Origin of the sequence: Streptomyces sp. CGMCC 4.7035 (assembly GCF_031583065.1) — a bacterium.
GTDB lineage: Bacteria > Actinomycetota > Actinomycetes > Streptomycetales > Streptomycetaceae > Streptomyces > Streptomyces yaanensis.
In genome coordinates this window covers 5,445,069-5,467,681 of record NZ_CP134053.1, presented here as the reverse complement: position 1 = coordinate 5,467,681, position 22,613 = coordinate 5,445,069, and the positions used below count along the sequence as shown (strand labels likewise).

Below are 22,613 nucleotides of genomic sequence, written 5' to 3'. Positions count from 1 at the left end.
TCACTCTCCGGCCTCCACCGGGACGGCGGCGCCCGCCATGGCGAGGCCCAGCGTCCGCTCGTCCGCCTCGCCCTTCGGGTACGCGGCCGTGATCCGGCCCTCGTACATCACCAGCACCCGGTCCGCGAGCCCCCGGATCTCGCTCAACTCGGCGGAGACCAGCAGCACGGCGTGCCCCGCGTCGCGGTAGGCGATCAACTGGTCGTGGATGTTCTGGATCGCGCCGATGTCCACCCCACGCGTCGGCTGCTCCACCAGCAGCAGCGGGGCCTCATGGGCGAGTTCGCGGCCGATCAGCAGCTTTTGGAGATTGCCGCCGGACAGCGCGGAGGCGGGCACCTGCGGGGTGGACGCCTTGATGCCGAACCGCTCGATCAGACGCGCCGCGTGGGCGCGCACGGCCGTGGGCGGCAGCAGACCGCGGCGCGTGGCCAGCGCCGTACGGTGGTGACCCATCGCCAGGTTGTCCGCCACGGTCGCGGCGGGCGCCGTTCCGACCGCGTGCCGGTCCTCGGGGACGTACGCGAGGCCCCGCGCGCGCCGCTCGGTCGCGGAGGCGTGCGTGATGTCCTCGCCCTTCAGCCGGACCCGGCCGCCGCGCACCGGCCGCAGCCCGGCCAGCGCCTCGATCAGCTCGCTCTGCCCGTTGCCGGCGACGCCCGCGATGCCGACGATCTCGCCCGCGCGGACGGTGAGGTCCACGTCGTGCACGGCGTCGCCGGCCAGACCCGCCACATCGAGCACCACGTCACCCGGCGTTCCGGGCGCGTGGATCCGGTCCAGCTCCACCGCGCGGCCGGTCATCGCCGCCGCGATCTCGTCCGCGGAGGTGTCGGCGGTGCGCAGCCGCGCCACCACCCGGCCGTCCCGCAGCACGGTCACCCGGTCGCTGCCCTCCAGGACCTCGCGCAGCTTGTGCGTGACCAGAATGACCGTACGGCCCTGCCCCGCCAGCGACTTGAGCACCGCGAACAGAGCGTCGGCCTCGGCCGGGGTGAGCACGGCGGTCGGCTCGTCGAGGATGAGCGTACGGGCGCCGCGGTGCAGCAGCTTCAGGATCTCCACCCGCTGCCGCAGCCCGACCGACAGGTCGCCCACACGAGCGTCCGGGTCGACGGCGAGCCCGTGCTCCTCGGTGAGTTCGCGTACCCGGCGGCGGGCCGCCGCCCGGTCCACCAGGCCGAAACGGCGTGGCTCGGCCGCGAACACCACGTTCTCCGCCACCGTCAGCGAGTCGAACAGCTTGAAGCTCTGGTGGACCATGCCGAGCCCGGCGGCCAGGGCGTCACCGGGGCCGCCGAACGTCACCTCGCGCCCGTCGATCCGGATCGAACCGGAGTCGGGGCGCTCCATGCCGTAAAGGACCGACATCAGGGTGGACTTGCCCGCGCCGTTCTCGCCCATCAGGGCGTGGATCTCACCGCGGCGCACGGTCAGGTCGACGGCGTCGTTGGCGAGCGTGCCGGGGAACCGCTTGGTGATTCCCCGGAGCTCGACCGCGACGTCGGTGTCAGCTTGCCGCGGGGTCATCGACCGTCAGCTCACCGGACACGATCTGGTCGCGCAGCGCCTCGACCTTCGTCAGGACGTCCTTGTGCTTCGCGATGACGCACTGGGAGGAGTCCACGCCGGACTCCAGCCCCGTCAGACTGATGCCGCCCTCCTTCAGGCCGTACGAGACGGTGGTGCCCGCCTTGCCGCCGAGGACCGCGTCGATGCCCTTCTGCACGGCGACGTCGGTGCGCTTGATGACGTTGTCGACGACCGTGCCGGGAGAGGAGGGGCACTGGTTGACGTCGACGCCGTACGCGAACGCGCCCTTGGCCTTGGCCGCCTCGAAGACGCCGTAGTTGCCGGCCGCGGCCGCCGCCATGATCTCGTCGGTGCCGTTGGACAGCAGCGTGTTCGCCTGCTCCTTGGCGCGGGCCGAGTCGTCGAACGGGGACTGGCCGCCGACGAAACGGGTGGCGGTCTGCGTCTTGGGGGCGACCTTCTTGGCGCCGGCCGCGAAGGGGTCGCTGTAGCGGCGGAACTGGGGTGTGTCGAGCACGTCCACCGCGCCGACCTTGCCGCTCTTGCTGAGGAGTCCGGCCTCGGCGCCCGCGAGATACACGCCTTCGTGCTCGCGGAAGACCGCGCAGCTGACATTCTTGAACGTCTTCGTGGTGCAGGCGTCGACGATCAGGAACTGCTGCTTCGGGTTCTTCTGGGCCTGCTGCGCGACGATGTCGGCGAACTCGAAGCCGACCAGCACGATGACGTCCGGCTTGGCGTCCACGGCGGCCTGCACGTTCTGCTGCTGGGAGGCGGTGTCCGTGGACTCGTACACCTTCTGCGTCCCGTTGTGCGCCTTCGCCGCGGCCTTGACCCCGTTGACGGCAAGCTTCAGAAACTCGTTCTGCCCGACGCCGTCCGGGGTGACGAGCGTGAACGACGTGCCGCCGCTCTTGGTGCCGCTGCTGGAGGCGTCGTTCTTCGCGGCCGCGTTGCAGGCGGTGGCGCCGGCGACCAGGAGCGCGGTGGCGGCGGCGAGTTGCGCGGTGCGGCGGGATCTACGGTGCATCGGGGACCTTCCGGAGGTGCGGCAGGGCGACGCTCGACGGTGAGCGCTGGAGGGTGGGGTGAGAGCGGGGGACGGGCGCGGAGCGGGGACGGTTCTCAGCGTCGACAGCTGTCGCCGGCGCAGCGGCCGTGGTCGAGGAAGCGGCGCATCATGAGCAGCACGCGTCCTCCTTCGTCTCGGCATGCGGGATGCAGGTGTTGGCCCGTGGGATACAGGTGCTGGACTGTAACACCCGCTTCCGGACGCCTGCTCGACCGTCTCGAACTGTGGTTCGTCCAGGTCATGTACGGTGGCGGACATCATCGGAACATCAGGAGTGTCCCGTTATGTCCCATGAACTGCGCGCCGTCGACTGGACCGGAAGCAGCCTCGCGCTGATCGACCAGACCGTGCTCCCGCATCGCACCGAGACAGTGGATGTCCGCGATGTGGACACCCTGATCGATGCGGTCCAGCGGCTCGTCGTGCGCGGTGCCCCCGCGATCGGGGCGGCGGGCGCGTACGGCGTCGCGATAGCGCTGGCGCAGGGCGAGCGCGAGGGCTGGACGACCGACGAGGTGCGCGCGGCCGTCGCCCGCATCCGTGAGGCCCGGCCCACCGCCGTCAACCTCATGGTGTGCGTGGACCGGGTCATGACCCGTTTCGACGAGGGGCTCGACGCGGTTCTGGAGGAGGCCGCCGCGGTGCAGCGCGAGGACGTCGAGGCGAACCGGGCGATGGGGGCGCACGGTGCGGACTGGCTGATCAAGCGGCTGGGCGTGGACCGTCCGCTGCGGGTGCTGACGCACTGCAACACGGGCGCGCTGGCGACGGCGGGTTGGGGCACGGCGCTCGGCGTCATCCGCGAACTGCACACGCGGGGCCTGCTGGAGGTGGTGTACGCGGACGAGACGCGCCCCCTGTTGCAGGGGTCCCGGCTGACCGCCTGGGAGTTGGTCCAGGAGGGCATCCCGCACTACGTCCAGGCGGACGGGGCGGCGGCGGGCACCATCCTGCGGGGCGAGGTCGACGCGGCGATCGTCGGCGCGGACCGCATCGCGGCGAACGGCGACACGGCGAACAAGGTCGGCACGGTGGGTGTCGCACTGGCCTGCGCGTATGCGGAGGTGCCGTTCCTGGTGGCGGCCCCGACGACGACGGTGGACCTCTCGACCGCCACAGGGGACGACATCCACATCGAACTGCGGGGCGAGGACGAGGTACTGGAGTGGTCGGGCATGCGGACCGCTCCCGCGGCCTCGCGCGGGCACAACCCGGCGTTCGACGTGACGCCCGGGCGCCTGGTCACCGGGCTGGTGACGGAACGGGGCGTGCTGGAGGTGTCGGCCGGGGAACTGCCCGGGGACCGGCTGAAGTAGGCGTCTTCGCGCCGCTGCGACCGCTGCGCTCGCGGGAGCTGTCCTCGCGTCGCTGCGACGGGCGGGCTTGCGGGAGGTGTTTTCGCGCTGCTGTGGCGGGGGTGCGGGAGGTGTCTTTGCGCCGCCGCGACGGGCGGGCGTGCGGGAAGTGTTTTCGCGCTGCTGTGGCGGGCGGGCGTGCGCGAGGTGTCTTTGCGGCGCCGTGACGGGTGCGCGTGCCTGAGTGTCTTCGCGGCCCGGTGTGTGAGCACGGTGGCGAGGGTCCGGCGGCATGCGCGCGGGCCCTCGCCCCGGCCGCCCCTACCGCTGCGCCAGCTCCAACTCCAGGAGCCACTCCACCACTTCGGTGTGGTGCCGGGCCTGCCGGGGGTCCGCCCCCCACACGTACAGCCCGTGCCCCGCGACGACCACCGCGGGCATCCGAGGGTCACGCGCCTTCTCCAGGCGATCCCCCAGTACCTTCATGTCCTGGCTGTTGGCGATGACCGGCAGTGTCACCTCGACGTCGTGCGCCGGCTGGCCGACACCCTTCAGCATCTCCAGGTCCTTGAAGACGATCCCGCCCGGCTCGCGGCGGCCCATCGCCACGGACGCCACCGTATGCACGTGCACCACGGCCCCGGCGCCGGTGAGCGCGGCCACGCGCGCGTGCAGCTCGGCCTCGGCGGACGGCCTGCCGCCGTCGACGGCGGCTCCGTGGCCGTCCACCAGCACCACGTCCGCGGGCGTCAGTTCGCCCTTGTCGTGGCCGCTGGCGGTGACCGCGAGCCGCAGCGGGTCACGGGAGAGCACCGTGGACAGGTTCCCGGACGTGCCGCGCATCCAGCCGAAGGCCGCGAAGCGGGCGGACTCGGCGGCGAGTACGGCCCCCGCCTCCTCCAGGTCGAATGCGCTGATCCCGTCGGTCACGTGGTGCTCCTTGAACTGATGACGCTGATCTCGTCGAACGTCCCCGCCTGCGCGTGGTCGCCGACGCCTTGCTCGTAGTACGGCTCTCCCGGGCGCCGGATGCCGACGGCGTGCCAGCCCGCCTCCCGCGCGGCGTCCAGTTCACCCGGGCGGTCGGAGAGGAACAGGAGGCGGTCCGCCGCCGTGCCGGTCGCCTCCGCGATCCTCCGGTACGACTCCGGCTCCTGCTTCGGCCCCGCGTTCTCCGTGTCGTACAGACCGGAGACGAGCGGCAGCAGGTCGCCCTCGGGGCTGGAACGGAACCACGCGCGCTGCGCGGCCACCGAACCCGACGAGTACACGTGCAGCCGTACGCCCGCCGCGTGCCACGCGCGCAGCGCCGGCACCACGTCCTCGTAGAAGTGCGAGACGAGGTCGCCCCGGGCGAACCCCTCCGACCAGATGATCCCCTGAAGGGTCTTCAGGGGGGTGGCCTTGCGGTCCTCGTCGAGCCAGGCACCCAGCGCCTTCTCGATCCCCGCGGCGTCCGCGTCCGGGTCGCCGAGCAGCTCCCGCACCTGCGCGACCGCCCGCGCCACCTCCGGATCACCGCTCCGCTCCGAGAGCAGTGCTCCGAACCGAGAGCGCGAGTAAGGGTAGAGCACGTCCACGACGAAGCCCGTGGCGCTCGTGGTGCCCTCGATGTCGAGCACCACGGCGTCCACCTCGAACCGCAGGGTCACGCGGCGCCCTTGTCCTGCTCGTAGCCCGCCGCGATGGTGTCGTAGTCGGGGAAGCGGGTGGCGATGGTGGAGCCGGTGAAGTTGCCGATCCAGCCGTCCTCCTCGTGGAAGAAACGGATCGCGGTGAACGACGGCTTCGTGCCCATGTCGAACCAGTGGGTCGTACCGCGCGGCACGCCCAGCAGGTCACCCTTCTCGCACAGCACGGCGTGCACCTCGCCGTTCACGTGCAGATAGAAGATCCCGGCGCCGGAGACGAAGAAGCGGACCTCGTCATCGTCGTCGTGCGTGTGCTCCTGAAGGAACTTTTCGCGCGCGGCCTTCGCCTTCACCGGGTACTCGGGGTCGTCGCTCGGGTGCAGGCCCAGGACGTCGACCGTCGTGAACCCCTCCTCGGCGTTGAGCTTGTCGATCTCCGGGCCGTACGCGGCGAACACGGAGTCGCTGTCGGCATCCGCGGGGACGTCCTCGCGGATCGGCCACTGCTCGTAGCGCACCCCGAGCGGGGCGAGCGCGGCCGCGATCTCGGCCGGGTCGGAGGTGCGGCGCACCACGGTCTCGGGGCCGGACTCGGGCCACGTCGTCAGCAGGGTCATGGGGCAACTCCAGGTGCTGGAAGGGATGTCCGAATGCCGAGACGGGCACCGGGCAAGCGGGGAGAAGCGGCGGCGGTGCCGCGCGGGCGCGGAGGGCGCGGGTGCCGGTCCCGTGATGGTAACTCCAGGCGTCACGTCGACCGATGTGACGAACTGGTCGTCTCAATTATTGAGAATCCCTGTCCAGGGCTTTGACGCCTGACTGAAATCGTTCTCATCATCTGCGTATGAAGACGCTGCTGCTCGTGCGGCGGCTGTACGTGGACTTGCTCCGGTCGACCACAGCCCGCTGTCGCTGACCCCTCCCGGAGCGCCAAGCCGCCCTGCCCCCCGGGCTTTCGCCGTACACACACGGCGGTCGCGCATCGCCTTCGCCCGCTCCGGGGCCCGCATCCCTCCCTCACCCTCCCTCTTCACCCCTCCGCACCACGGCACCCTGGAGCCCTACATGTCCCGTACCCGTCTGCCTCTCGCCGCGCTCTCGCTGGCGTCCGCCTCCGCCCTCCTCCTCGCGGGCTGCTCGCAGTCGACGAACTCCTCGCAGACCACGGGCAACACGGCCGCCTCCGCCTCGGCCGCCACCGGCAAGAAGCCCGCCCCGTTCGACAAGGGCACGGTCAAGGTCGCGCTCGTGCGGCAGAGTGGCGCCGGAGACTACTTCGAGCAGTGGGGCAACGGTGCCAAGGCGCAGGCCAAGGCCCTCGGCATCGACCTGACCGTGTACGACGCCCAGGCCGACAACGCCAAGCAGGCCACCGACCTGTCCTCGGCGATCAACTCCGGCGCCCAGGCGATCATCATCGACCACGGCTTCCCGGCGACGATCAAGTCCGAGATCGACGAGGCCGTCAAGAAGGGCATCAAGGTCGTCGTCTACGACGTCGACACCACGAACACGTCGGTCATCAAGACCTCGCAGGACGACGCCAGCATCGCCCAGGCCACGCTCGACGTCATGACCCAGACGCTCGGCAAGAACGCCAAGGTCGGCTACGTCAACGTCGCGGGATTCGCCCCTCTCGACGCGCGTGACGGCGTCTGGAAGAAGGTCGTGGCCGCGAACGGCTGGCAGCAGCAGTTCAAGGTCGGCAAGGTCACCGACTCGACGGCCACCGACAACGTGCCGCTGGTCTCCGCCGCCCTCACCCAGCACTCCGACGTGACCGGCGTCTTCGCCCCCTATGACGAGCTGGCCAAGGGCACCGTCCTCGCCGTCCAGAACAAGAAGCTTCAGGACAAGGTGAAGGTGTTCGGCGCGGACGTCTCCAATGCCGACATCCAGAACATGACCGCCAAGGACAGCCCGTGGGCCGCCACGGCGGGCACCGACCCGTCCGCGGTGGGCGCCGCCGTCGTCCGTACGACCGCCCTGGAACTGGCCGGTCAGCTGAACAAGTCCTCGGTCCAGTTCCCGGCCGTCGCCATCACCCAGGACTTCCTGCGCAAGAACAAGATCGAGAACATGGACCAGCTGCGCACGGCGCTGCCCGCGCTGAACCTCTCCCAGGTCAGCACCGCGGACTGGATCCCCAATGTCGCCCACTGACGCCACCGACCCCACCGTGCCGGCGGTGAGCCTGCGGGACGTCAGCATGGCGTTCGGCGGCAAGACCGTCCTGGCCTCCGTCACCCTGGACATCGCCCCGGGCAGCGTCGTCGCGCTGCTCGGCGCGAACGGCGCGGGCAAGTCCACACTGATCAAGATCCTGTCCGGCGTCCACACCGACCACGGAGGGGAGGTCCGGGTCGGCGGCTCACCCGCCGCCCTCCACTCCCCGCTCGCCGCCCGCCGGCTGGGCATCCAGACCGTGCACCAACGCATCGGCGAGGGCATCGTGCCCGGCCTCACGGTCGCCGAGAACCTGGTCTTCGAAGAGCTGGCCCAGGCCCGGGGCAACCCGTTCCTGAACAGCCGCCGCGTCCTGGCCCGCGCCCGCGAGATCCAGGCCGCCCTCGACCTCGGCTGGAGCGACGCCGTCCTCAAACGGGACGTCACCGAACTCGGCATCTCCGACCGCCAGCTGCTGATCCTGGCCAGGGCTTTGGCGACCCGCCCACGCCTGCTCATCCTCGACGAGCCGACCTCCGCGCTCTCCGCCGCCGAAGCGGAGCGCCTGTTCGCGCTCGTCGAACGGATGCGCGACGACGGCATCGCGGTCCTGTACGTCTCCCACCGGCTCGGCGAGATCGACGCACTCGCCGACCGGCTGGTCGTCCTGCGCGACGGCCGGCTCACCGAGGACCAGCCCCGGCCCTTCGACTGGGACAGCGCCCTGCGCGCCATGCTCGCCCAGGCACACGAGGCCACCACCGCACGACCGCAGCGGGAGGGCGCGCAGGGCGAAGTCGTCCTCTCCCTGCGCGGCGTCCCGCTGCTCACCGGCCACACCCCGCAGGACCTCGACATCCACGCCGGCGAGGTCACCGGCGTGGTCGGCCTGCTGGGCGCCGGCAAGACCGAGCTGGCCCGTGGCCTGTTCGGCGCCGAACCCTTCCCCACGGGCGCGCTCGAACTGGGCGGCAGGCCGTACGCCCCACGCCGCCCCGCCGACGCGATCCGGAACGGAGTCCACCTCGTCCCCGAGGACCGGCACGCCGACGCCCTCGTCCCCGGCTGGTCGCTGGCGCAGAACATCTCGCTGCCGTTCCTGAAGTCCCTGTCGCGGGCCGGGCTCGTCAGCGTCTCCCGCGAGGACGCCCTGGGCCGCGACACCATCGAGGCCCTCGGCGTCGTCGCCCGCGACGAGCACAGCACCGTCGAGGAGCTGTCCGGCGGCAACCAGCAGAAGGTCGTCGTCGGCCGCTGGCTCGCCGAGACCCCACGCGTCCTCATCCTGGACGAGCCGTTCCGAGGCGTGGACATCGGTGCGCGCCGCGACATCGGCCGCCGCGCCCGGGCCCTGGCCGCCGAGGGCGCCGCGGTCCTCGTCCTGTCGGCGGACGTGGACGAGGTCCTGGAGGTCGCCGACCGGGTCGTCGTGCTCGCCGCCGGAGAGATCCGCCTCGACGCCTACGGCGAGGACGCCGAGCGTGACCGCGTGATTCAGACCATCTCGGCATCCGTCTGATGCCCGACGTCAGGAAAGCCGACATGACCACGACCCAGAGCGCCGACACGGCCGTGCAGACACCGACCCCGTCCCTCGCCCCCGCCGCCCCGCGCATCCAGAACGCCGTCATCAAGTACGGCTTCATCTTCGTCACGGTCGCGCTCTTCGCGTACTTCGCGCTGAGCGAGCCGTCGTTCCGCGAGTCGGCGACGCTCCTCGACACCCTCCGCTACGTCTCCGTCGCCGCGATCCTCGGCCTCGGCGTCACCCTCACCCTGGCCATCGGCGGAATGGACATGTCCGTCGGCGCGGTCGCCGGACTCGGCGTCTCCGTCGCCGCCCAGACGATGGTGATCTACAACCAGGTCGGCACGGTCGCCGTCCTCGCCGTCCTCGCGGCGGGCGCGCTCGTGGGCCTGCTCAACGCGCTGCTGATCGTCGTCCTGAAGATCCCCGACATGCTGGCCACACTCGGCACCCTGTTCGTGATCCAGGGCTCCAAACTCGTCCTGGTCGACGGCCAGTCCGTCACCCCCGGTATGACGCGGTCCGACGGCACCACGGCGCCCGGACGGTTCACCGAGGGCTTCCTGCGCATCGACCGCGGCACGGTCCTCGGGGTGCCCGTCTCCGTGCTGATCTTCGCCGCGCTGACGATCGCCGCCTGGGTGTTCCTCGCCCGCACCCGCTGGGGCCGGGTGCTGTACGCGATCGGCGCCAACCCCGAGGCCGCCCGCCTGGCAGGCATCCGCGTCGGCGCCTACCGGGCGCTCGCGTACGTCCTGTCCGGCGTCCTCGCCTCCGTCGGCGGCCTCATCCTGGCCTCCCGCATCGGCCAGGGCGACGTCTCGGCCGGAAGCTCCCAGCTCCTGGAGGCGGTCGCGGTCGCACTCGTCGGCACCTCGGTCCTCGGCCGCGGCCGGCCGAACGTGTGGGGCACGGCCCTGGGCGCCGTCCTGATCGGCATCATCACCACCGGCCTGACGATCAAGGGCCTGCCCTACTACACCCAGGACGTCGTCGAGGGCGCGGTCCTCATCCTCGCCCTGGTCTTCAGCTTCACCCTGTCCAAGCGCCGCACCGCCTGACCCGACGAGGAAACCGACACGATGGGCTACCGCATCCTGGAGACCGAGGACGTCCCCGCCTACCTGCGCGAGCGCGGCCACTGGGACGACATCGACGACATCCACGTCCGCGAGGTCTCCGACGGCAACGTGAACCGCGTGTTCCTCGCCTCCGACACCGCCGGCAACCGCAGCGTCGCCGTCAAGCAGGCCCTGCCGTGGGTCCGCGTCGCGGGCCCCTCCTGGCCGCTGAGCCCCGACCGCGCCGACGCCGAGGCCCGCGCCTACGAGCAGCTCGCCAAGGTCGCCCCGGACAAGATCCCCGCGATCCACGGCTACGACGCCGACAACTACGCCCTCGTCATGGAGGACCTGTCCGACCTGGGGGTCCTGCGCACGGTCCTCAACGAGGGCGGCTCCTACGGCCCGCACACCTCGGCCCGCATCGGTGAGCTCGTCGCCCAGCTCTCCTTCGCCACCAGCGACTTCGGCATGCCCTCCGCCGAGCGCAAGGCGCTGATCGCCGCCTCCGTCAACCCGGAGCTGTGCAAGATCACCGAGGATGTGGTGCTGTCTGAGCCGTACATCGAGCACGAGCACAACCACTGGCACCCCGGACTCGACGACTTGGCCGCCGAGTTCCGCGCCGACACCCGGCTGCGCACGGAGGTGGCCGACCTCCGCCACACCTTCATGACCAGTGCGCAGTCCCTGCTCCACGGCGACCTGCACACCGGCAGCATCATGGTCGGCGAACGCGACGGCGCGCACGTCGTACGGGTCTTCGACCCCGAGTTTTCCTTCGTCGGCCCGATCGGCTTCGACCTCGGGCTGTACTGGGCCAACGCGCTCGTGTCCGAGGAGCGGGCCCGCGCGCTCGGCACCCTCACCGACCACGGCGACCAGCTCCGCCTGTCCTGGGAGGCGTTCGAGGCGGAGTTCCGCCGCCTGTGGCCGGCCCGCGTCGACACCTTCTTCGACGACGCCTACCTCGACCGCTTCCTGCGCCGCGTCTGGACGGAGTCCGTCGGCTTCGCGGGCACCGAGATCATCCGCCGCATCATCGGCTTCGCCCATCTGACGGACCTCACGACCCTGCCCGACCCGGTACCGGCGTCCCGCCGGGCGCTGGTGCTGGGACGCGAACTGATCGTGCGGCGCGAGCGGTTGACGTCACCGCAGGACATCCGGGCGCTCGTCTGACACCGTCAGGACAGCCGAGACCGGGGGACGGCCACCGCGAGCGCGCCGGGCAGATGACGACGCGGGCCCACACCGACTCGTCGCACCCAATCCCGCGCCCGTGCCCCGCGCCCGTGCCCATTCCCGCGCCCGTGCCCCGCGCCCGTGCCCATTCCCGCGTCCGTGCCGCGTGCCCGCGCCCTGCCCCGCGCCCGCGCCCGTGCCCATTCCCGCGCCCGCGCCCCGGGCCCGCGACCGGGCCCGTGCCTCCGTGCCTGTGCCGCGCATGTGCGCGCGCCGGCGCCCGTGTCCGTGCGGGGCATGGGCGGCGCTGTGACAGTGCGGCAGCCGGCACGCGAGAGGGGCGACTCCGTCGGCGTGGAGTCGCCCCTCTCGTGGTGCACCGGCCCCGGTGCGGCGGGGCCGGTCCTCGGTCGCGTCGGCCCGGTCAGGGGAGTGGCCGACGGAGGGTCTACTTCTTGTCGAGCAGGTCCTGCACCTTGCCGCGCACCTCGTCCGTGGCAAGGCCCCGGATCGTCAGCGTGGTACGGCGGCGCAGCACGTCGTCCGCCGTCTCGGCCCACTCGTGGTCCCGGGCGTAGACGACCTGCGCCCAGATCTCCGGGGCGTCCGGGTGGACGCGCTCGCCCAGCTCCGGGTTCTCGTTGGCCAGCCGCGCGATGTCGAAGGCCAGCGAACCGTAGTGGGTGGCCAGGTGCTTGGCCGTGTCGGGCGCCATGCGCGGACCCGGCGCCGGACCGTCGACGACCAGCCGGTGCGCGACCGCGCGCGGGTTGGCGATACCCGGCAGCGGCAGCTTCTTCGGCAGCGAGGAGATCGGCTCGAAGTCGTCGCCGAGCGGGCGGCCCGGCAGCGCCTCCAGCTTCTGCATGACCGTACGGCCGATGTGCCGGAAGGTCGTCCACTTGCCGCCCGCCACCGACAGCATCCCGCCCTTGCCCTCGGTGACGACGGTCTCGCGCTTGGCCTTGGCGGTGTCGCCGGGACCGCCCGGCAGCACGCGCAGACCGGCGAACGAGTAGGTGATCAGATCGCGCTGGAGCTGCTGGTCACGGACGGAGAAGGCGGCCTCGTCCAGGATCTGGGCGATGTCCTTCTCGTTGACCGAGACATCGGCCGGGTCGCCCTCGAACTCCTCGTCCGTGGTACCGAGCAGCAGCATGTCCTCCCAGGGGAGGGCGAAGGTGATGCGGTACTTGTCGATCGGCGTCGCGAGCGCGGCCTTCCAGGGGGAGGTGCGCTTGAGGACCAGGTGCACGCCCTTGGACAGGCGTATGGATGGGGCCGCGTTCGGGTCCTCCATCCGGCGCAGGTGGTCGACCCAGGGGCCGGTCGCGTTCAGCACCAGCCGGGCGTCGACACCGAACTCGTCGCCGGAGGTCCGGTCCTTCAGCTCGGCGCCGGTGACCCGGCCCTTGGTGAAGCGCAGCCCGGTGACCTCGGCGTGGTTGAGGACGACCGCACCCGCCTCGACGGCCGCGCGGACCGTCATCAGCGCCATGCGCGCGTCGTTCATCTGGTCGTCGCCGTAGACGGCCACGGCCTTCAGGTTCTCGGTGCGCAGCTCCGGCACGTCCTGCTGTGCCTTGGCCGGCGAGAGCAGGTGGCCGACGCCGTCACCGAACGCCGACAGCGCGGAGTAGGCGAAGACGCCCGCCCCGAGCTTCGCCGCGCCGTGCGGCCCGCCCTTGTACACGGGGAGGTAGAACGTGAGCGGGTTCGCCAGGTGGGGAGCCACCTGACGGGAGACCGCACGGCGCTCGAAGTGGTTCTCCGCCACCAGCTTCACCGCGCCGGTCTGCAGGTAGCGCAGACCGCCGTGAAGCAGCTTGGAGGAGGCGGAGGAGGTGGCGCCGGCGAAGTCGCCGGCGTCCACCAGCGCCACCCGCAGGCCCGACTGCGCGGCATGCCAGGCCGTGGAGATGCCCAGGATCCCGCCGCCGATCACCAGGAGGTCGTATGTCGCCTTGGACAGCTGCTCCCGGGTCTCGGCGCGGCTCGGGTTGGAGCCGTACGCCGGATGCGTCCCAAGAGCCGGGACACTCTGCAGGGTGGTCATCGCGAATTACTCCTCGTGCTCGATCCAGCCCATGGTCCGCTCAACGGCCTTGAGCCAGTTCTTGTACTCACGGTCGCGGGTCTCCGCGTCCAGGTTGGGGGTCCACTCGGCGGCCCGGCGCCAGTTGGCGCGCAGGTCGTCGGTGTTGGTCCAGAAGCCGACGGCGAGACCGGCGGCGTAGGCGGCGCCGAGGCAGGTGGTCTCGGCGACCATCGGGCGCACCACCGGCGCGTCCAGGAAGTCCGACAGCGTCTGCATCAGCAGGTTGTTGGAGGTCATGCCGCCGTCGACCTTGAGGGCCGCGAGCTCGACGCCGGAGTCCTTCGTCATGGCGTCGGTGATCTCGCGGGTCTGCCAGGCCGTGGCCTCCAGGACGGCGCGCGCGAGGTGCGCCTTGGTGACATACCGGGTCAGGCCGGCGATGACACCGCGGGCGTCGGAGCGCCAGTACGGGGCGAAGAGACCGGAGAAGGCGGGCACGAAGTAGGCGCCACCGTTGTCCTCGACCGACAGCGCGAGCGTCTCGATCTCGGCGGCGGTCTTGATCAGGCCCATCTGGTCGCGCATCCACTGCACCAGGGAGCCGGTGACGGCGATCGAGCCCTCCAGGGCGTAGACCGGCTTCTCGTCGCCGATCCGGTAGCCGACCGTGGTCAGCAGGCCCGAGTAGGAGTTGATGATCTTCTCACCGGTGTTCATCAGCATGAAGGTGCCGGTGCCGTAGGTGGACTTGGCCTCACCCTCGGAGAAGCAGGTCTGGCCGAACAGGGCCGCCTGCTGGTCGCCGAGCGCGGAGGCGACCGGGATGCCACCGAGCAGGTCGCCCAGCTTGCCGCCGGTGATCTCGCCGTACACCTCGGCCGACGAGCGGATCTCCGGCAGCATCGCGAGCGGGACGCCGATGGACTCGGCGATCTTCTCGTCCCACTCCAGCGTGTGGAGGTTCATGAGCAGGGTGCGGGAGGCGTTGGTCACGTCGGTGACGTGGTGGCCGCCGTTGACACCGCCGGTCAGGTTCCAGATGACCCAGGTGTCCATGGTGCCGAAGAGGATGTCGCCGGCCTCGGCGCGCTCGCGCAGGCCCTCGACGTTGTCCAGCAGCCAGCGGGCCTTCGGACCGGCGAAGTACGAGGCCAGCGGCAGACCGGTCTCGCGGCGGAAGCGGTCCTGGCCGACGTTGCGGCCGAGCTCCTTGCACAGGGCGTCGGTACGGGTGTCCTGCCAGACGATGGCGTTGTGGACGGGCTCACCGGTGTTCTTGTCCCACAGCACGGTGGTCTCGCGCTGGTTGGTGATACCGATGGCCTTGATGTCGTCGCGGGTGATGCCGGCCTTCTCGACGGCTCCGGCGACGACCTCCTGAACGTTGGTCCAGATCTCGGTGGCGTTGTGCTCCACCCAGCCCGGCTTCGGGAAGATCTGCTCGTGCTCCTTCTGGTCGACGGAGACGATACGGCCGTCCCGGTCGAAGATGATGCAGCGCGAAGAGGTCGTGCCCTGGTCGATGGCGGCGATGAACGGGCCGGCGGTGTGTGCGTCGGTCACGGTGTGCTCCTGAAGTTCCGTGGATAAGAGGGGCGGTCTTTACGGCGCGGTGCTTTCAGCAATACCTGGGTACAGCTCAGTGTGATCAAGCGAAAGCGACGTTGTAGATGCCTGCGGCGATCGCGCCGCCGATCAGCGGAGCGACGACCGGGATCCAGGCGTAGCCCCAGTCGGAACCGCCCTTGTTGGGCAGGGGGAGGAGAGCGTGCACGATACGCGGGCCGAGGTCACGGGCCGGGTTGATCGCGTAGCCGGTCGGGCCGCCCAGGGAGAGGCCGATCGAGACGACCACGAGCGCGGTGACCAGAGCGCCCAGGGTGCCGAGGCCGTTGCCCTTGTCGTTGAGGCCCTGCGTGAGGACCGCGAGCACCAGCACGATCGTGCCGATGACCTCGGTGGCGACGTTCTGCACCACGTTGCGGATCTCCGGGCCGGTGGAGAAGACACCCAGCACCGGGCCGGCCTGGGCCTCCTGAGCCTCGGCGGCCTTGGTGGCCTGCGCGCCCGGGCCGCCGACGATCTCCTGGTCGGTGAGGTGGGCCTGGAACTGGCCGTAGTAGACGACCCAGACCAGGGCCGCACCGATCATGGCGCCGAGCAGCTGTCCGGCCCAGTAGACCGGGACGTTGCTCCAGTCGCCGTCCTTGATGGCGAGTGCGAGCGTCACGGCGGGGTTGAGGTGGGCACCGGAGAGGGGTGCCGAGGTGTAAACCGCCGTGAGGACGGCGAAACCCCACCCGAAGGTGATGGCGAGCCAACCGGCGTTACGGGCCTTGGAGGCCTTCAGTGTGACCGCGGCGCAGACGCCGCCGCCCAGCAGGATGAGTATGGCGGTACCGATGGTCTCGCCGATGAAGATGTCGGAGCTGGACACCCGCGACTCCTTTGTCCTTCGTCCAGGGGAAGGCGAACCCCGGGTCCCTCCGGTGGTCCGCGCCCTCAGGGGTGAGAGCGATGCCGGCCCTTGGCGTTGTCACACTCTAGCGCGTATTGCCGGTAGGTGTTCGACAATGCCGACCGATGGACGGGAGTCTCGCTCCAGGTTCGGCGCGTCGTCAAGAGTCCTGTTATCGAAAGCGCGATCGTTATTGATCGCTGCGAGTTATCGATCTTGAGGCACGCGCGCACCGCGTACGACCAGGCACGTCTCGTCGCCGCGAGCACCCCCGCGAAGGCCTGCCGCGTCGCCTGGTGAGGGGATGCCGCCGCGGCCCGCGGGCAGGCGAAAGAGCCGGTACGGCGACGCCGTACCGGCCTGTGATGGAGTGCGCCCCTTCGCCGCGGGGCTTCAGAACCGTCCGGCGCCCAGGTCCCTCGACACCGCGCGGGCACAGTCGCGTACCGCCGCGATCAGTTCGGGGCGCAGCTCCCCGTCCTGGCACACGCGCTCCACGGCGCCGGTGATGCCCACGGCGCCCACCGGCATCCGCCGCCGGTCGTGGATGGGTGCGGCGACCGAGGCCACGCCGGTCCAGGTCTCCTCGACGTCGGCCGCGTACCCACGCGCGCGCGTGATGTCGAGAACGTGCTCGAACTGCTCCAGTTCGCTGATGGTCCGCGGGGTGAACGGCTTGCGCTCGGCCTCCAGGACCTCGCTGTGCGCCACCGGGTCGTACGCCGACAGGACCTTGCCGAGGGCCGTGGAATGCAGCGGCTGCATGGCCCCTACCTCCAGCACCTGCCGGCTGTCGTCGGGCCGGAACACGTGGTGCACGATCAGCACGCCCTGCTGGTGCAGCACCCCCAGATAGACGCTCTCCCCGCTGGAACGGGCCAGATCGTCCGTCCACACCAGGGCACGCGCCCGCAACTCGTGCACGTCGAGATATGTGGTTCCCAGCCGCAGCAGCTCGGCGCCCAGCTGGTAGCGGCCCGAGGCCGTGTCCTGCTCGACGAACCCCTCCTGCTGGAGCGTACGGAGTATGCCGTGGGCCGTCCCCTTGGCCAGGCCCAGCGACGAGGCGATGTCCGACAGGCCGAGCCGTCGCTCGCCACCCGCGAGCAGCCGCAGCATCGCGGCCGCCCGCTCGAGCGACTGGATGTTCCGTGCCATCGCCCTCCTGCCCTCCGTCCCCTTCGACCGTCGGCCGACGTTCTTATACCGACGTTCGGCAATGTCGAACACTACCGGTCGTTGCCGACCTCCCGCTAATGGGTGGTCGCCATCCCTATCGCCGGAATCCCGACCCCGGCCACGCGGGCAACACCCGTCCGCCCCGTGGACGCCCCCTGACCGTACGGCCCGCCGCGGGCTACCCTGACCGCGTGCGTCTTCCATGGGAAGCGCAAAGCCGACAGCCGTCGCACTCCAGGGAGCATCTTCCATGGCCTCGTTGCCGAACACGTCCCTTTCGTCCGCCGCCACCGACGCCCGGACCCGAACCGAAGCCCTCCGGGAAGCCCTCGCCACCCGTGTCGTGGTGGCCGACGGCGCGATGGGCACGATGCTCCAGGCCCAGGACCCTACGCTGGAGGACTTCGAGGGCCTCGAGGGCTGCAACGAGATCCTGAACCTGACCCGCCCCGACATCGTCCGCTCCGTCCACGAGGCGTACTTCGCGGTGGGCGTCGACTGCGTCGAGACCAACACGTTCGGCGCAAACCACGCGGCCATGGCCGAGTACGACATCGCGGACCGCGTGTACGAACTGTCCGAGGCGGGCGCCCGGATCGCCCGCGAGGTGGCGGACCGGTACGTCGGCGATGACGGCCGCCCCCGCTGGGTCCTCGGCTCGATCGGCCCCGGCACCAAGCTGCCCACCCTCGGCCACATCGGCTACACCACGATCCGCGACGGCTTCCAGGCCAACGCCGAGGGACTGCTCGCCGGCGGCGCGGACGCCCTGATCGTCGAGACCACCCAGGACCTGCTCCAGACCAAGGCCTCGATCCTCGGCGCCCGGCGCGCGATGGAAGCCACCGGCATCGAGGTGCCCCTGCTGTGCTCGATGGCGTTCGAGACCACCGGCACGATGCTGCTCGGCTCCGAGATCGGCGCCGCGCTGACCGCGCTGGAACCGCTCGGCATCGACATGATCGGCCTGAACTGCTCGACCGGCCCCGCCGAGATGAGCGAACACCTGCGCTATCTGACGCGCCACTCCCGCATCCCGCTGCTGTGCATGCCGAACGCCGGCCTGCCCGTCCTCACCAAGGACGGCGCGCACTTCCCGCTCGGCCCCGAGGGCCTGGCCGACGCGCAGGAGAACTTCGTCCGCGACTACGGACTCTCCCTGATCGGCGGCTGCTGCGGCACCACCCCCGAGCACCTGCGCCAGGTCGTCGAACGCGTCCGCGACCTCACGCCCGTGGAGCGCAACCCGCAGCCCGAGCCCGGCGCCGCCTCCCTCTACCAGACCGTGCCGTTCCGGCAGGACACCTCGTACCTGGCGATCGGCGAGCGCACCAACGCCAACGGCTCGAAGAAGTTCCGCGAAGCCATGCTGGAAGGCCGCTGGGACGACTGTGTGGAGATGGCCCGCGAGCAGATCCGCGAGGGCGCGCACATGCTCGACCTGTGCGTCGACTACGTGGGCCGCGACGGCGTCGCCGACATGGAGGAACTGGCCGGCCGGTTCGCCACCGCATCCACCCTGCCCATCGTCCTCGACTCCACCGAAGTCGACGTCATCGAGGCCGGACTGGAGAAGCTCGGCGGCCGCGCGGTCATCAACTCCGTCAACTACGAGGACGGCGACGGCCCGGAGTCCCGGTTCACGAAGGTCACCCGGCTCGCCAAGGAGCACGGCGCCGCGCTCATCGCACTCACCATCGACGAGGAGGGCCAGGCCCGCACCCCTCAGAAGAAGGTCGAGATCGCAGAACGGCTCATCGCCGACCTGACCGGCAACTGGGGCATCCATGAGGAGGACATCCTCATCGACTGTCTGACCTTCACCATCTGCACCGGCCAGGAGGAGTCCCGCGGGGACGGCATCGCCACCATCGAGGCGATCCGCGAACTCAAGCGCCGCCACCCCGACGTGCAGACCACGCTCGGCCTGTCGAACATCTCCTTCGGCCTCAACCCGGCCGCGCGCATCCTGCTCAACTCCGTCTTCCTCGACGAGTGCGTGAAGGCCGGCCTCGACTCGGCGATCGTCCACGCCTCGAAGATCCTCCCGATCGCGCGCTTCGACGAGGAACAGGTCACCACGGCCCTCGACCTGGTCTACGACCGCCGCACCGAGGGCTACGACCCGCTGCAGAAGCTCATGGCGCTGTTCGAGGGCGCCACCGCCAAGTCACTGAAGGCCGGCAAGGCGGAGGAACTCGCCGCGCTGCCGCTGGAGGAGCGCCTCAAGCGGCGCATCATCGACGGCGAACGCAACGGCCTGGAAGCGGACCTGGACGACGCGCTCCAGGACCGTCCCGCCCTCGACATCGTCAACGAGACACTGCTGGACGGCATGAAGGTCGTCGGCGAGCTGTTCGGCTCCGGGCAGATGCAGCTGCCGTTCGTGCTCCAGTCCGCCGAGGTGATGAAGGCCGCCGTCGCCTACCTCGAACCGCACATGGAGAAGTCGGACGCCGAGGGCAAGGGCACCATCGTGCTGGCCACCGTGCGCGGCGACGTGCACGACATCGGCAAGAACCTCGTCGACATCATCCTGTCCAACAACGGCTACAACGTCGTCAACCTCGGCATCAAGCAGCCGGTCTCCGCGATCCTGGACGCCGCCGAAGAACACAGGGCCGACGTCATCGGCATGTCCGGACTCCTGGTCAAGTCCACGGTGATCATGAAGGAGAACCTGGAGGAGCTCAACCAGCGGGGCCTCGCCGCCACCTACCCGGTCATCCTCGGCGGCGCCGCTCTCACCCGCGCGTACGTGGAGCAGGACCTGTACGAGCTGTACGAGGGCGAGGTCCGCTACGCCCGGGACGCGTTCGAGGGCCTGCGCCTGATGGACGCCCTCATCGGGGTCAAGCGGGGCGTGCCCGGGGCGAAGCTGCCGGAGCTGAGGCAGCGGCGGGTACGGGCGGCCACGGTCGAGATCGAGGAACGGCCCGAGGAAGGCCACGTCCGCTCGGACATCGCCACCGACAACCCCGTGCCCACGCCCCCCTTCTGGGGCACCCGCGTCGTCAAGGGCATCCCCCTCAAGGAGTACGCCTCCTGGCTCGACGAGGGCGCGCTGTTCAAGGGCCAGTGGGGCCTCAAGCAGGCACGAACGGGCGAGGGACCGACGTACGAGGAACTGGTCGAGACCGAGGGCAGGCCCCGGCTGCGCGGCCTGCTCGACCGGCTCCAGACCGACAACCTCCTCGAAGCGGCCGTCGTCCACGGCTACTTCCCCTGCGTGTCCAAGGACGACGACCTGATCATCCTGGACGAACAGGGCAACGAACGCACCCGGTTCACCTTCCCGCGCCAGCGCCGCGGCCGCCGGCTGTGCCTGGCCGACTTCTTCCGCCCCGAGGAGTCGGGGGAGACCGACGTGGTCGGCCTCCAGGTCGTCACCGTCGGCTCCCGCATCGGCGAGGAGACCGCGCGGCTCTTCGAGTCCAACTCCTACCGCGACTACCTCGAACTGCACGGCTTGTCCGTTCAGTTGGCGGAGGCGCTGGCGGAGTACTGGCACGCGCGCGTGCGTTCCGAACTGGGCTTCGCAGGCGAGGACCCGGACGCCATGGAAGACATGTTCGCCCTCAAGTACCGCGGCGCCCGCTTCTCGCTCGGCTACGGCGCCTGCCCCGACCTGGAGGACCGCGCCAAGATCGCCCAGCTGCTCGAGCCGGAGCGGATCGGCGTCCACCTCTCCGAGGAGTTCCAGCTCCACCCGGAGCAGTCGACGGACGCGATCGTGATCCACCACCCGGAGGCCAAGTACTTCAACGCGCGGTAGCGCACCCGCGCGGCCGACGCCGGAGCTCGCCCGCAACGCGCGCTCCGGCGCCCGCCACCGCGCCGGGGCCCCGCACGGCCCCGCTCCGGCGCGTTGTTACCGTGCCGGACCCCGCCACCGTGCTAGGACCCGGCACCGTGCCGGACCCCGCCACCGTGCCGGGGTCCGGCACGGCCACAGCGAAGGGCTTGCCCCAGGCCACGCCCGGGGCGAGAAGCGTGGGGCAGCATGGGCGTACCAGGGCACCGCTCAGGACGTGACAGCCCAAGGCCCCGCCGCCTTGCCCCAGGGGCGGCCTCGTAAGGCATCCTCGTAGGCCCGCAGCGGGGCTCCTGGCCGGTGCTGGTGCGGTCAGGGAGCCCCCAGGCTGGGCCCAGGGTGGCCGCCGATGCCCTCGTACGCCCACGCCCCACACGCCTCGGGCCGGTGGCCTTGGGGGCCCACACTCGGGGCCCTCGGGCCGGGCCATCTGGCGCTCGTGCGTCCATGCCCGGTGCCCTCGCGCGTCCGCGCCACGGGCGTGGACCACGGCCGCCGGCCCGTCGCTCCCGTGTCGCGACGCACTTTCCGCGCAGGAGTCGTACACTGGTCGGTCCCCCGCAGGCCGGTTCCCTCTCCGGGAACCGGCCTGGTCGTCCCTTGAAGGAGGTACGCCGGATGACCACCACGGTCCCCGCCCTCGGAACCCGTACGGCCGAAGGCTCCGCACTGCAGGCCGTGCTTCTCGACATGGACGGCACCCTGGTGGACACCGAAGGGTTCTGGTGGGACGTCGAGGTCGAGGTCTTCGCCGGCCTCGGCCACGCGCTCGACGAATCCTGGCGCCACGTCGTGGTCGGCGGCCCCATGACGCGCAGCGCGGGCTTCCTGATCGAGGCCACCGGCGCCGACATCACCCTCGACGAGCTCACCGTGCTCCTCAACGACGGGTTCGAGGACCGCATCGGCCGCACGCTGCCGCTGATGCCTGGCGCCGCCCGGCTGCTGGCCGAACTCGCGGCGCACGAGATCCCCACCGCCCTGGTCTCCGCCTCGCACCGCCGCATCATCGACCGCATCCTGGCCTCGATCGGCCCGCAGTACTTCGCGCTGACGGTCGCGGGCGACGAAGTGAAGCGCACCAAGCCGTTCCCGGACCCGTATCTGCTGGCGGCTGCCGGACTCGGCGCCGAACCCGGCCGCTGCGCGGTCATCGAGGACACCACGACCGGCGTCGCGGCCGCCGAGGCCGCGGGCTGCCGAGTCGTCGCCGTGCCCTCGGTCACCCCCATCGCACCCGCCGCGGGCCGCACTGTCGTGACCTCACTGGAAGAGGTCGACCTGCCATTTCTGCAGGGTTTGATGACGGAAATGCGCTAGGCGTTCACCCAGCGTGCATCTCGAATGGACACATTGCCGCGGACTGTCCGGCCGACCGAATTAATAACCGGTCACCAGGCCGAATTCCGGCGGCCACCCGCACAGTTGGGAATGTGACGTTCACCACGCGCAAGGGGGTCGACAGCGGTCCCCTCGTGTGCTGCTCCGCCCCTTTCGGGCGGGCGCGGCGTGCCCTTGTGTCCCGATTGGTGAAACGCTGCACGAATCCTTCCCCGACCGGTCTTTCGGTGCGTCCGCAACCGGTTTCGCAGCGTGATGGGAACTCAACTCCGGTGGCTGTCAGCCGTCGTGCAGGCGCGGACTAATCTCATC

16 protein-coding genes are annotated in these 22,613 nt (G+C 70.7%); 7 read left to right on the top strand and 9 right to left on the bottom strand.

Going from position 1 to position 22,613, the window contains the following annotated elements; all coding sequences use genetic code 11:
* Both Q2K21_RS23840 and Q2K21_RS23835 read right to left on the bottom strand, forming a co-directional pair.
* Nucleotides 1–1,530, bottom strand: a complete 1,530-nt coding sequence (locus Q2K21_RS23840; RefSeq protein WP_310774873.1) for an ABC transporter ATP-binding protein — start codon at nt 1,528–1,530, stop codon at nt 1–3.
* Nucleotides 1,511–2,563: a BMP family ABC transporter substrate-binding protein gene (locus Q2K21_RS23835; protein WP_310774872.1), complete on the bottom strand. Its 1,053-nt coding sequence runs from the start codon at nt 2,561–2,563 to the stop codon at nt 1,511–1,513. Before Q2K21_RS23835 ends, Q2K21_RS23840 begins: the two co-directional genes overlap by 20 nt.
* 326 nt (nt 2,564–2,889) lie before the next feature.
* On the opposite strand from Q2K21_RS23835, the gene mtnA reads away from it, so the two are divergent.
* Nucleotides 2,890–3,921, top strand: a complete 1,032-nt coding sequence (gene mtnA / locus Q2K21_RS23830; RefSeq protein WP_310774871.1) for an S-methyl-5-thioribose-1-phosphate isomerase — start codon at nt 2,890–2,892, stop codon at nt 3,919–3,921.
* 300 nt (nt 3,922–4,221) lie between these two features.
* On the opposite strand, the gene mtnB is transcribed toward mtnA, so the two are convergent.
* Genes mtnB through Q2K21_RS23815 form a run of 3 tightly spaced genes read right to left on the bottom strand, consistent with a single transcriptional unit; the run spans nt 4,222 to nt 6,148 of the window.
* Nucleotides 4,222–4,830 carry a methylthioribulose 1-phosphate dehydratase gene (gene mtnB / locus Q2K21_RS23825; protein WP_310774870.1) on the bottom strand — a complete coding sequence of 203 codons (609 nt, stop codon included), beginning with the start codon at nt 4,828–4,830 and terminating at the stop codon, nt 4,222–4,224.
* Complete coding sequence (gene mtnC, locus Q2K21_RS23820) at nt 4,827–5,552, bottom strand: acireductone synthase (RefSeq protein WP_310774869.1); 726 nt, start codon at nt 5,550–5,552, stop codon at nt 4,827–4,829. The genes mtnB and mtnC overlap by 4 nt, the downstream gene beginning before the upstream one ends.
* A complete protein-coding gene (locus Q2K21_RS23815) occupies nt 5,549–6,148 on the bottom strand; it encodes a 1,2-dihydroxy-3-keto-5-methylthiopentene dioxygenase (protein WP_310774868.1) in 600 nt (199 codons plus the stop codon). The genes mtnC and Q2K21_RS23815 overlap by 4 nt, the downstream gene beginning before the upstream one ends.
* A gap of 448 nt (nt 6,149–6,596) precedes the next feature.
* Between Q2K21_RS23815 and Q2K21_RS23810 the strand changes: the two genes are divergently transcribed.
* The 4 genes from Q2K21_RS23810 to mtnK are packed head-to-tail and all read left to right on the top strand — an operon-like array spanning nt 6,597 to nt 11,468.
* Nucleotides 6,597–7,694 (top strand): substrate-binding domain-containing protein, encoded by a 1,098-nt coding sequence (locus Q2K21_RS23810; protein ID WP_310774867.1) that lies wholly within the window; start codon nt 6,597–6,599, stop codon nt 7,692–7,694.
* The gene (locus tag Q2K21_RS23805; protein WP_310774866.1) at nt 7,681–9,216 is read left to right on the top strand and encodes a sugar ABC transporter ATP-binding protein; all 1,536 of its coding nucleotides are present in this window, start codon (nt 7,681–7,683) and stop codon (nt 9,214–9,216) included. The genes Q2K21_RS23810 and Q2K21_RS23805 overlap by 14 nt, the downstream gene beginning before the upstream one ends.
* A 23-nt stretch (nt 9,217–9,239) precedes the next feature.
* The gene (locus Q2K21_RS23800) at nt 9,240–10,286 is read left to right on the top strand and encodes an ABC transporter permease (RefSeq protein ID WP_310774865.1); all 1,047 of its coding nucleotides are present in this window, start codon (nt 9,240–9,242) and stop codon (nt 10,284–10,286) included.
* Between the two features lie 21 nt (nt 10,287–10,307).
* On the top strand, nt 10,308–11,468 hold the full coding sequence (mtnK, locus tag Q2K21_RS23795) for an S-methyl-5-thioribose kinase (protein ID WP_310774864.1): 1,161 nt from the start codon (nt 10,308–10,310) through the stop codon (nt 11,466–11,468).
* A 451-nt stretch (nt 11,469–11,919) separates the two neighbouring features.
* Here the strand turns inward: mtnK and Q2K21_RS23790 are convergent, their stop codons facing one another.
* The 4 genes from Q2K21_RS23790 to Q2K21_RS23775 all read right to left on the bottom strand — a co-directional run bounded on the left by Q2K21_RS23790 (nt 11,920) and on the right by Q2K21_RS23775 (nt 17,125).
* Nucleotides 11,920–13,527, bottom strand: a complete 1,608-nt coding sequence (locus tag Q2K21_RS23790) for a glycerol-3-phosphate dehydrogenase/oxidase (protein ID WP_310774863.1) — start codon at nt 13,525–13,527, stop codon at nt 11,920–11,922.
* Between the two features lie 6 nt (nt 13,528–13,533).
* Nucleotides 13,534–15,072: a glycerol kinase GlpK gene (glpK, locus tag Q2K21_RS23785; RefSeq protein ID WP_310774862.1), complete on the bottom strand. Its 1,539-nt coding sequence runs from the start codon at nt 15,070–15,072 to the stop codon at nt 13,534–13,536.
* 85 nt (nt 15,073–15,157) lie between these two features.
* Entirely contained in the window at nt 15,158–15,946 is a 789-nt protein-coding gene (locus Q2K21_RS23780; protein ID WP_310774861.1) for an MIP/aquaporin family protein, read from the bottom strand.
* A 414-nt stretch (nt 15,947–16,360) separates the two neighbouring features.
* On the bottom strand, nt 16,361–17,125 hold the full coding sequence (locus Q2K21_RS23775; protein WP_310774860.1) for an IclR family transcriptional regulator: 765 nt from the start codon (nt 17,123–17,125) through the stop codon (nt 16,361–16,363).
* A gap of 271 nt (nt 17,126–17,396) precedes the next feature.
* Here Q2K21_RS23775 and metH point away from each other — a divergent pair, with 271 nt between their 5' ends.
* A complete protein-coding gene (gene metH, locus Q2K21_RS23770) occupies nt 17,397–20,921 on the top strand; it encodes a methionine synthase (protein ID WP_310774859.1) in 3,525 nt (1,174 codons plus the stop codon).
* Nucleotides 20,922–21,578: 657 nt separating this feature from the next.
* Nucleotides 21,579–22,280, top strand: coding sequence for an HAD family hydrolase (locus Q2K21_RS23765; RefSeq protein ID WP_310774858.1), 702 nt, complete (start codon nt 21,579–21,581; stop codon nt 22,278–22,280).
* Nucleotides 22,281–22,613: the final 333 nt, after the last annotated feature.

Bases quoted from the DNA above. Each gene is read 5' to 3' on its own strand.
- Q2K21_RS23800 (WP_310774865.1), top strand. From the start codon at position 9,240: ATGACCACGACCCAGAGCGCCGACACGGCCGTGCAGACACCGACCCCG.
- mtnA (WP_310774871.1), top strand. From the start codon at position 2,890: ATGTCCCATGAACTGCGCGCCGTCGACTGGACCGGAAGCAGCCTCGCG.
- metH (WP_310774859.1), top strand. From the start codon at position 17,397: ATGGCCTCGTTGCCGAACACGTCCCTTTCGTCCGCCGCCACCGACGCC.
- Q2K21_RS23805 (WP_310774866.1), top strand. From the start codon at position 7,681: ATGTCGCCCACTGACGCCACCGACCCCACCGTGCCGGCGGTGAGCCTG.
- Q2K21_RS23790 (WP_310774863.1), bottom strand. From the start codon at position 13,527: ATGACCACCCTGCAGAGTGTCCCGGCTCTTGGGACGCATCCGGCGTAC.
- Q2K21_RS23810 (WP_310774867.1), top strand. From the start codon at position 6,597: ATGTCCCGTACCCGTCTGCCTCTCGCCGCGCTCTCGCTGGCGTCCGCC.
- Q2K21_RS23775 (WP_310774860.1), bottom strand. From the start codon at position 17,125: ATGGCACGGAACATCCAGTCGCTCGAGCGGGCGGCCGCGATGCTGCGG.
- Q2K21_RS23765 (WP_310774858.1), top strand. From the start codon at position 21,579: ATGACCACCACGGTCCCCGCCCTCGGAACCCGTACGGCCGAAGGCTCC.
- Q2K21_RS23835 (WP_310774872.1), bottom strand. From the start codon at position 2,563: ATGCACCGTAGATCCCGCCGCACCGCGCAACTCGCCGCCGCCACCGCG.
- Q2K21_RS23815 (WP_310774868.1), bottom strand. From the start codon at position 6,148: ATGACCCTGCTGACGACGTGGCCCGAGTCCGGCCCCGAGACCGTGGTG.
- Q2K21_RS23840 (WP_310774873.1), bottom strand. From the start codon at position 1,530: ATGACCCCGCGGCAAGCTGACACCGACGTCGCGGTCGAGCTCCGGGGA.
- mtnK (WP_310774864.1), top strand. From the start codon at position 10,308: ATGGGCTACCGCATCCTGGAGACCGAGGACGTCCCCGCCTACCTGCGC.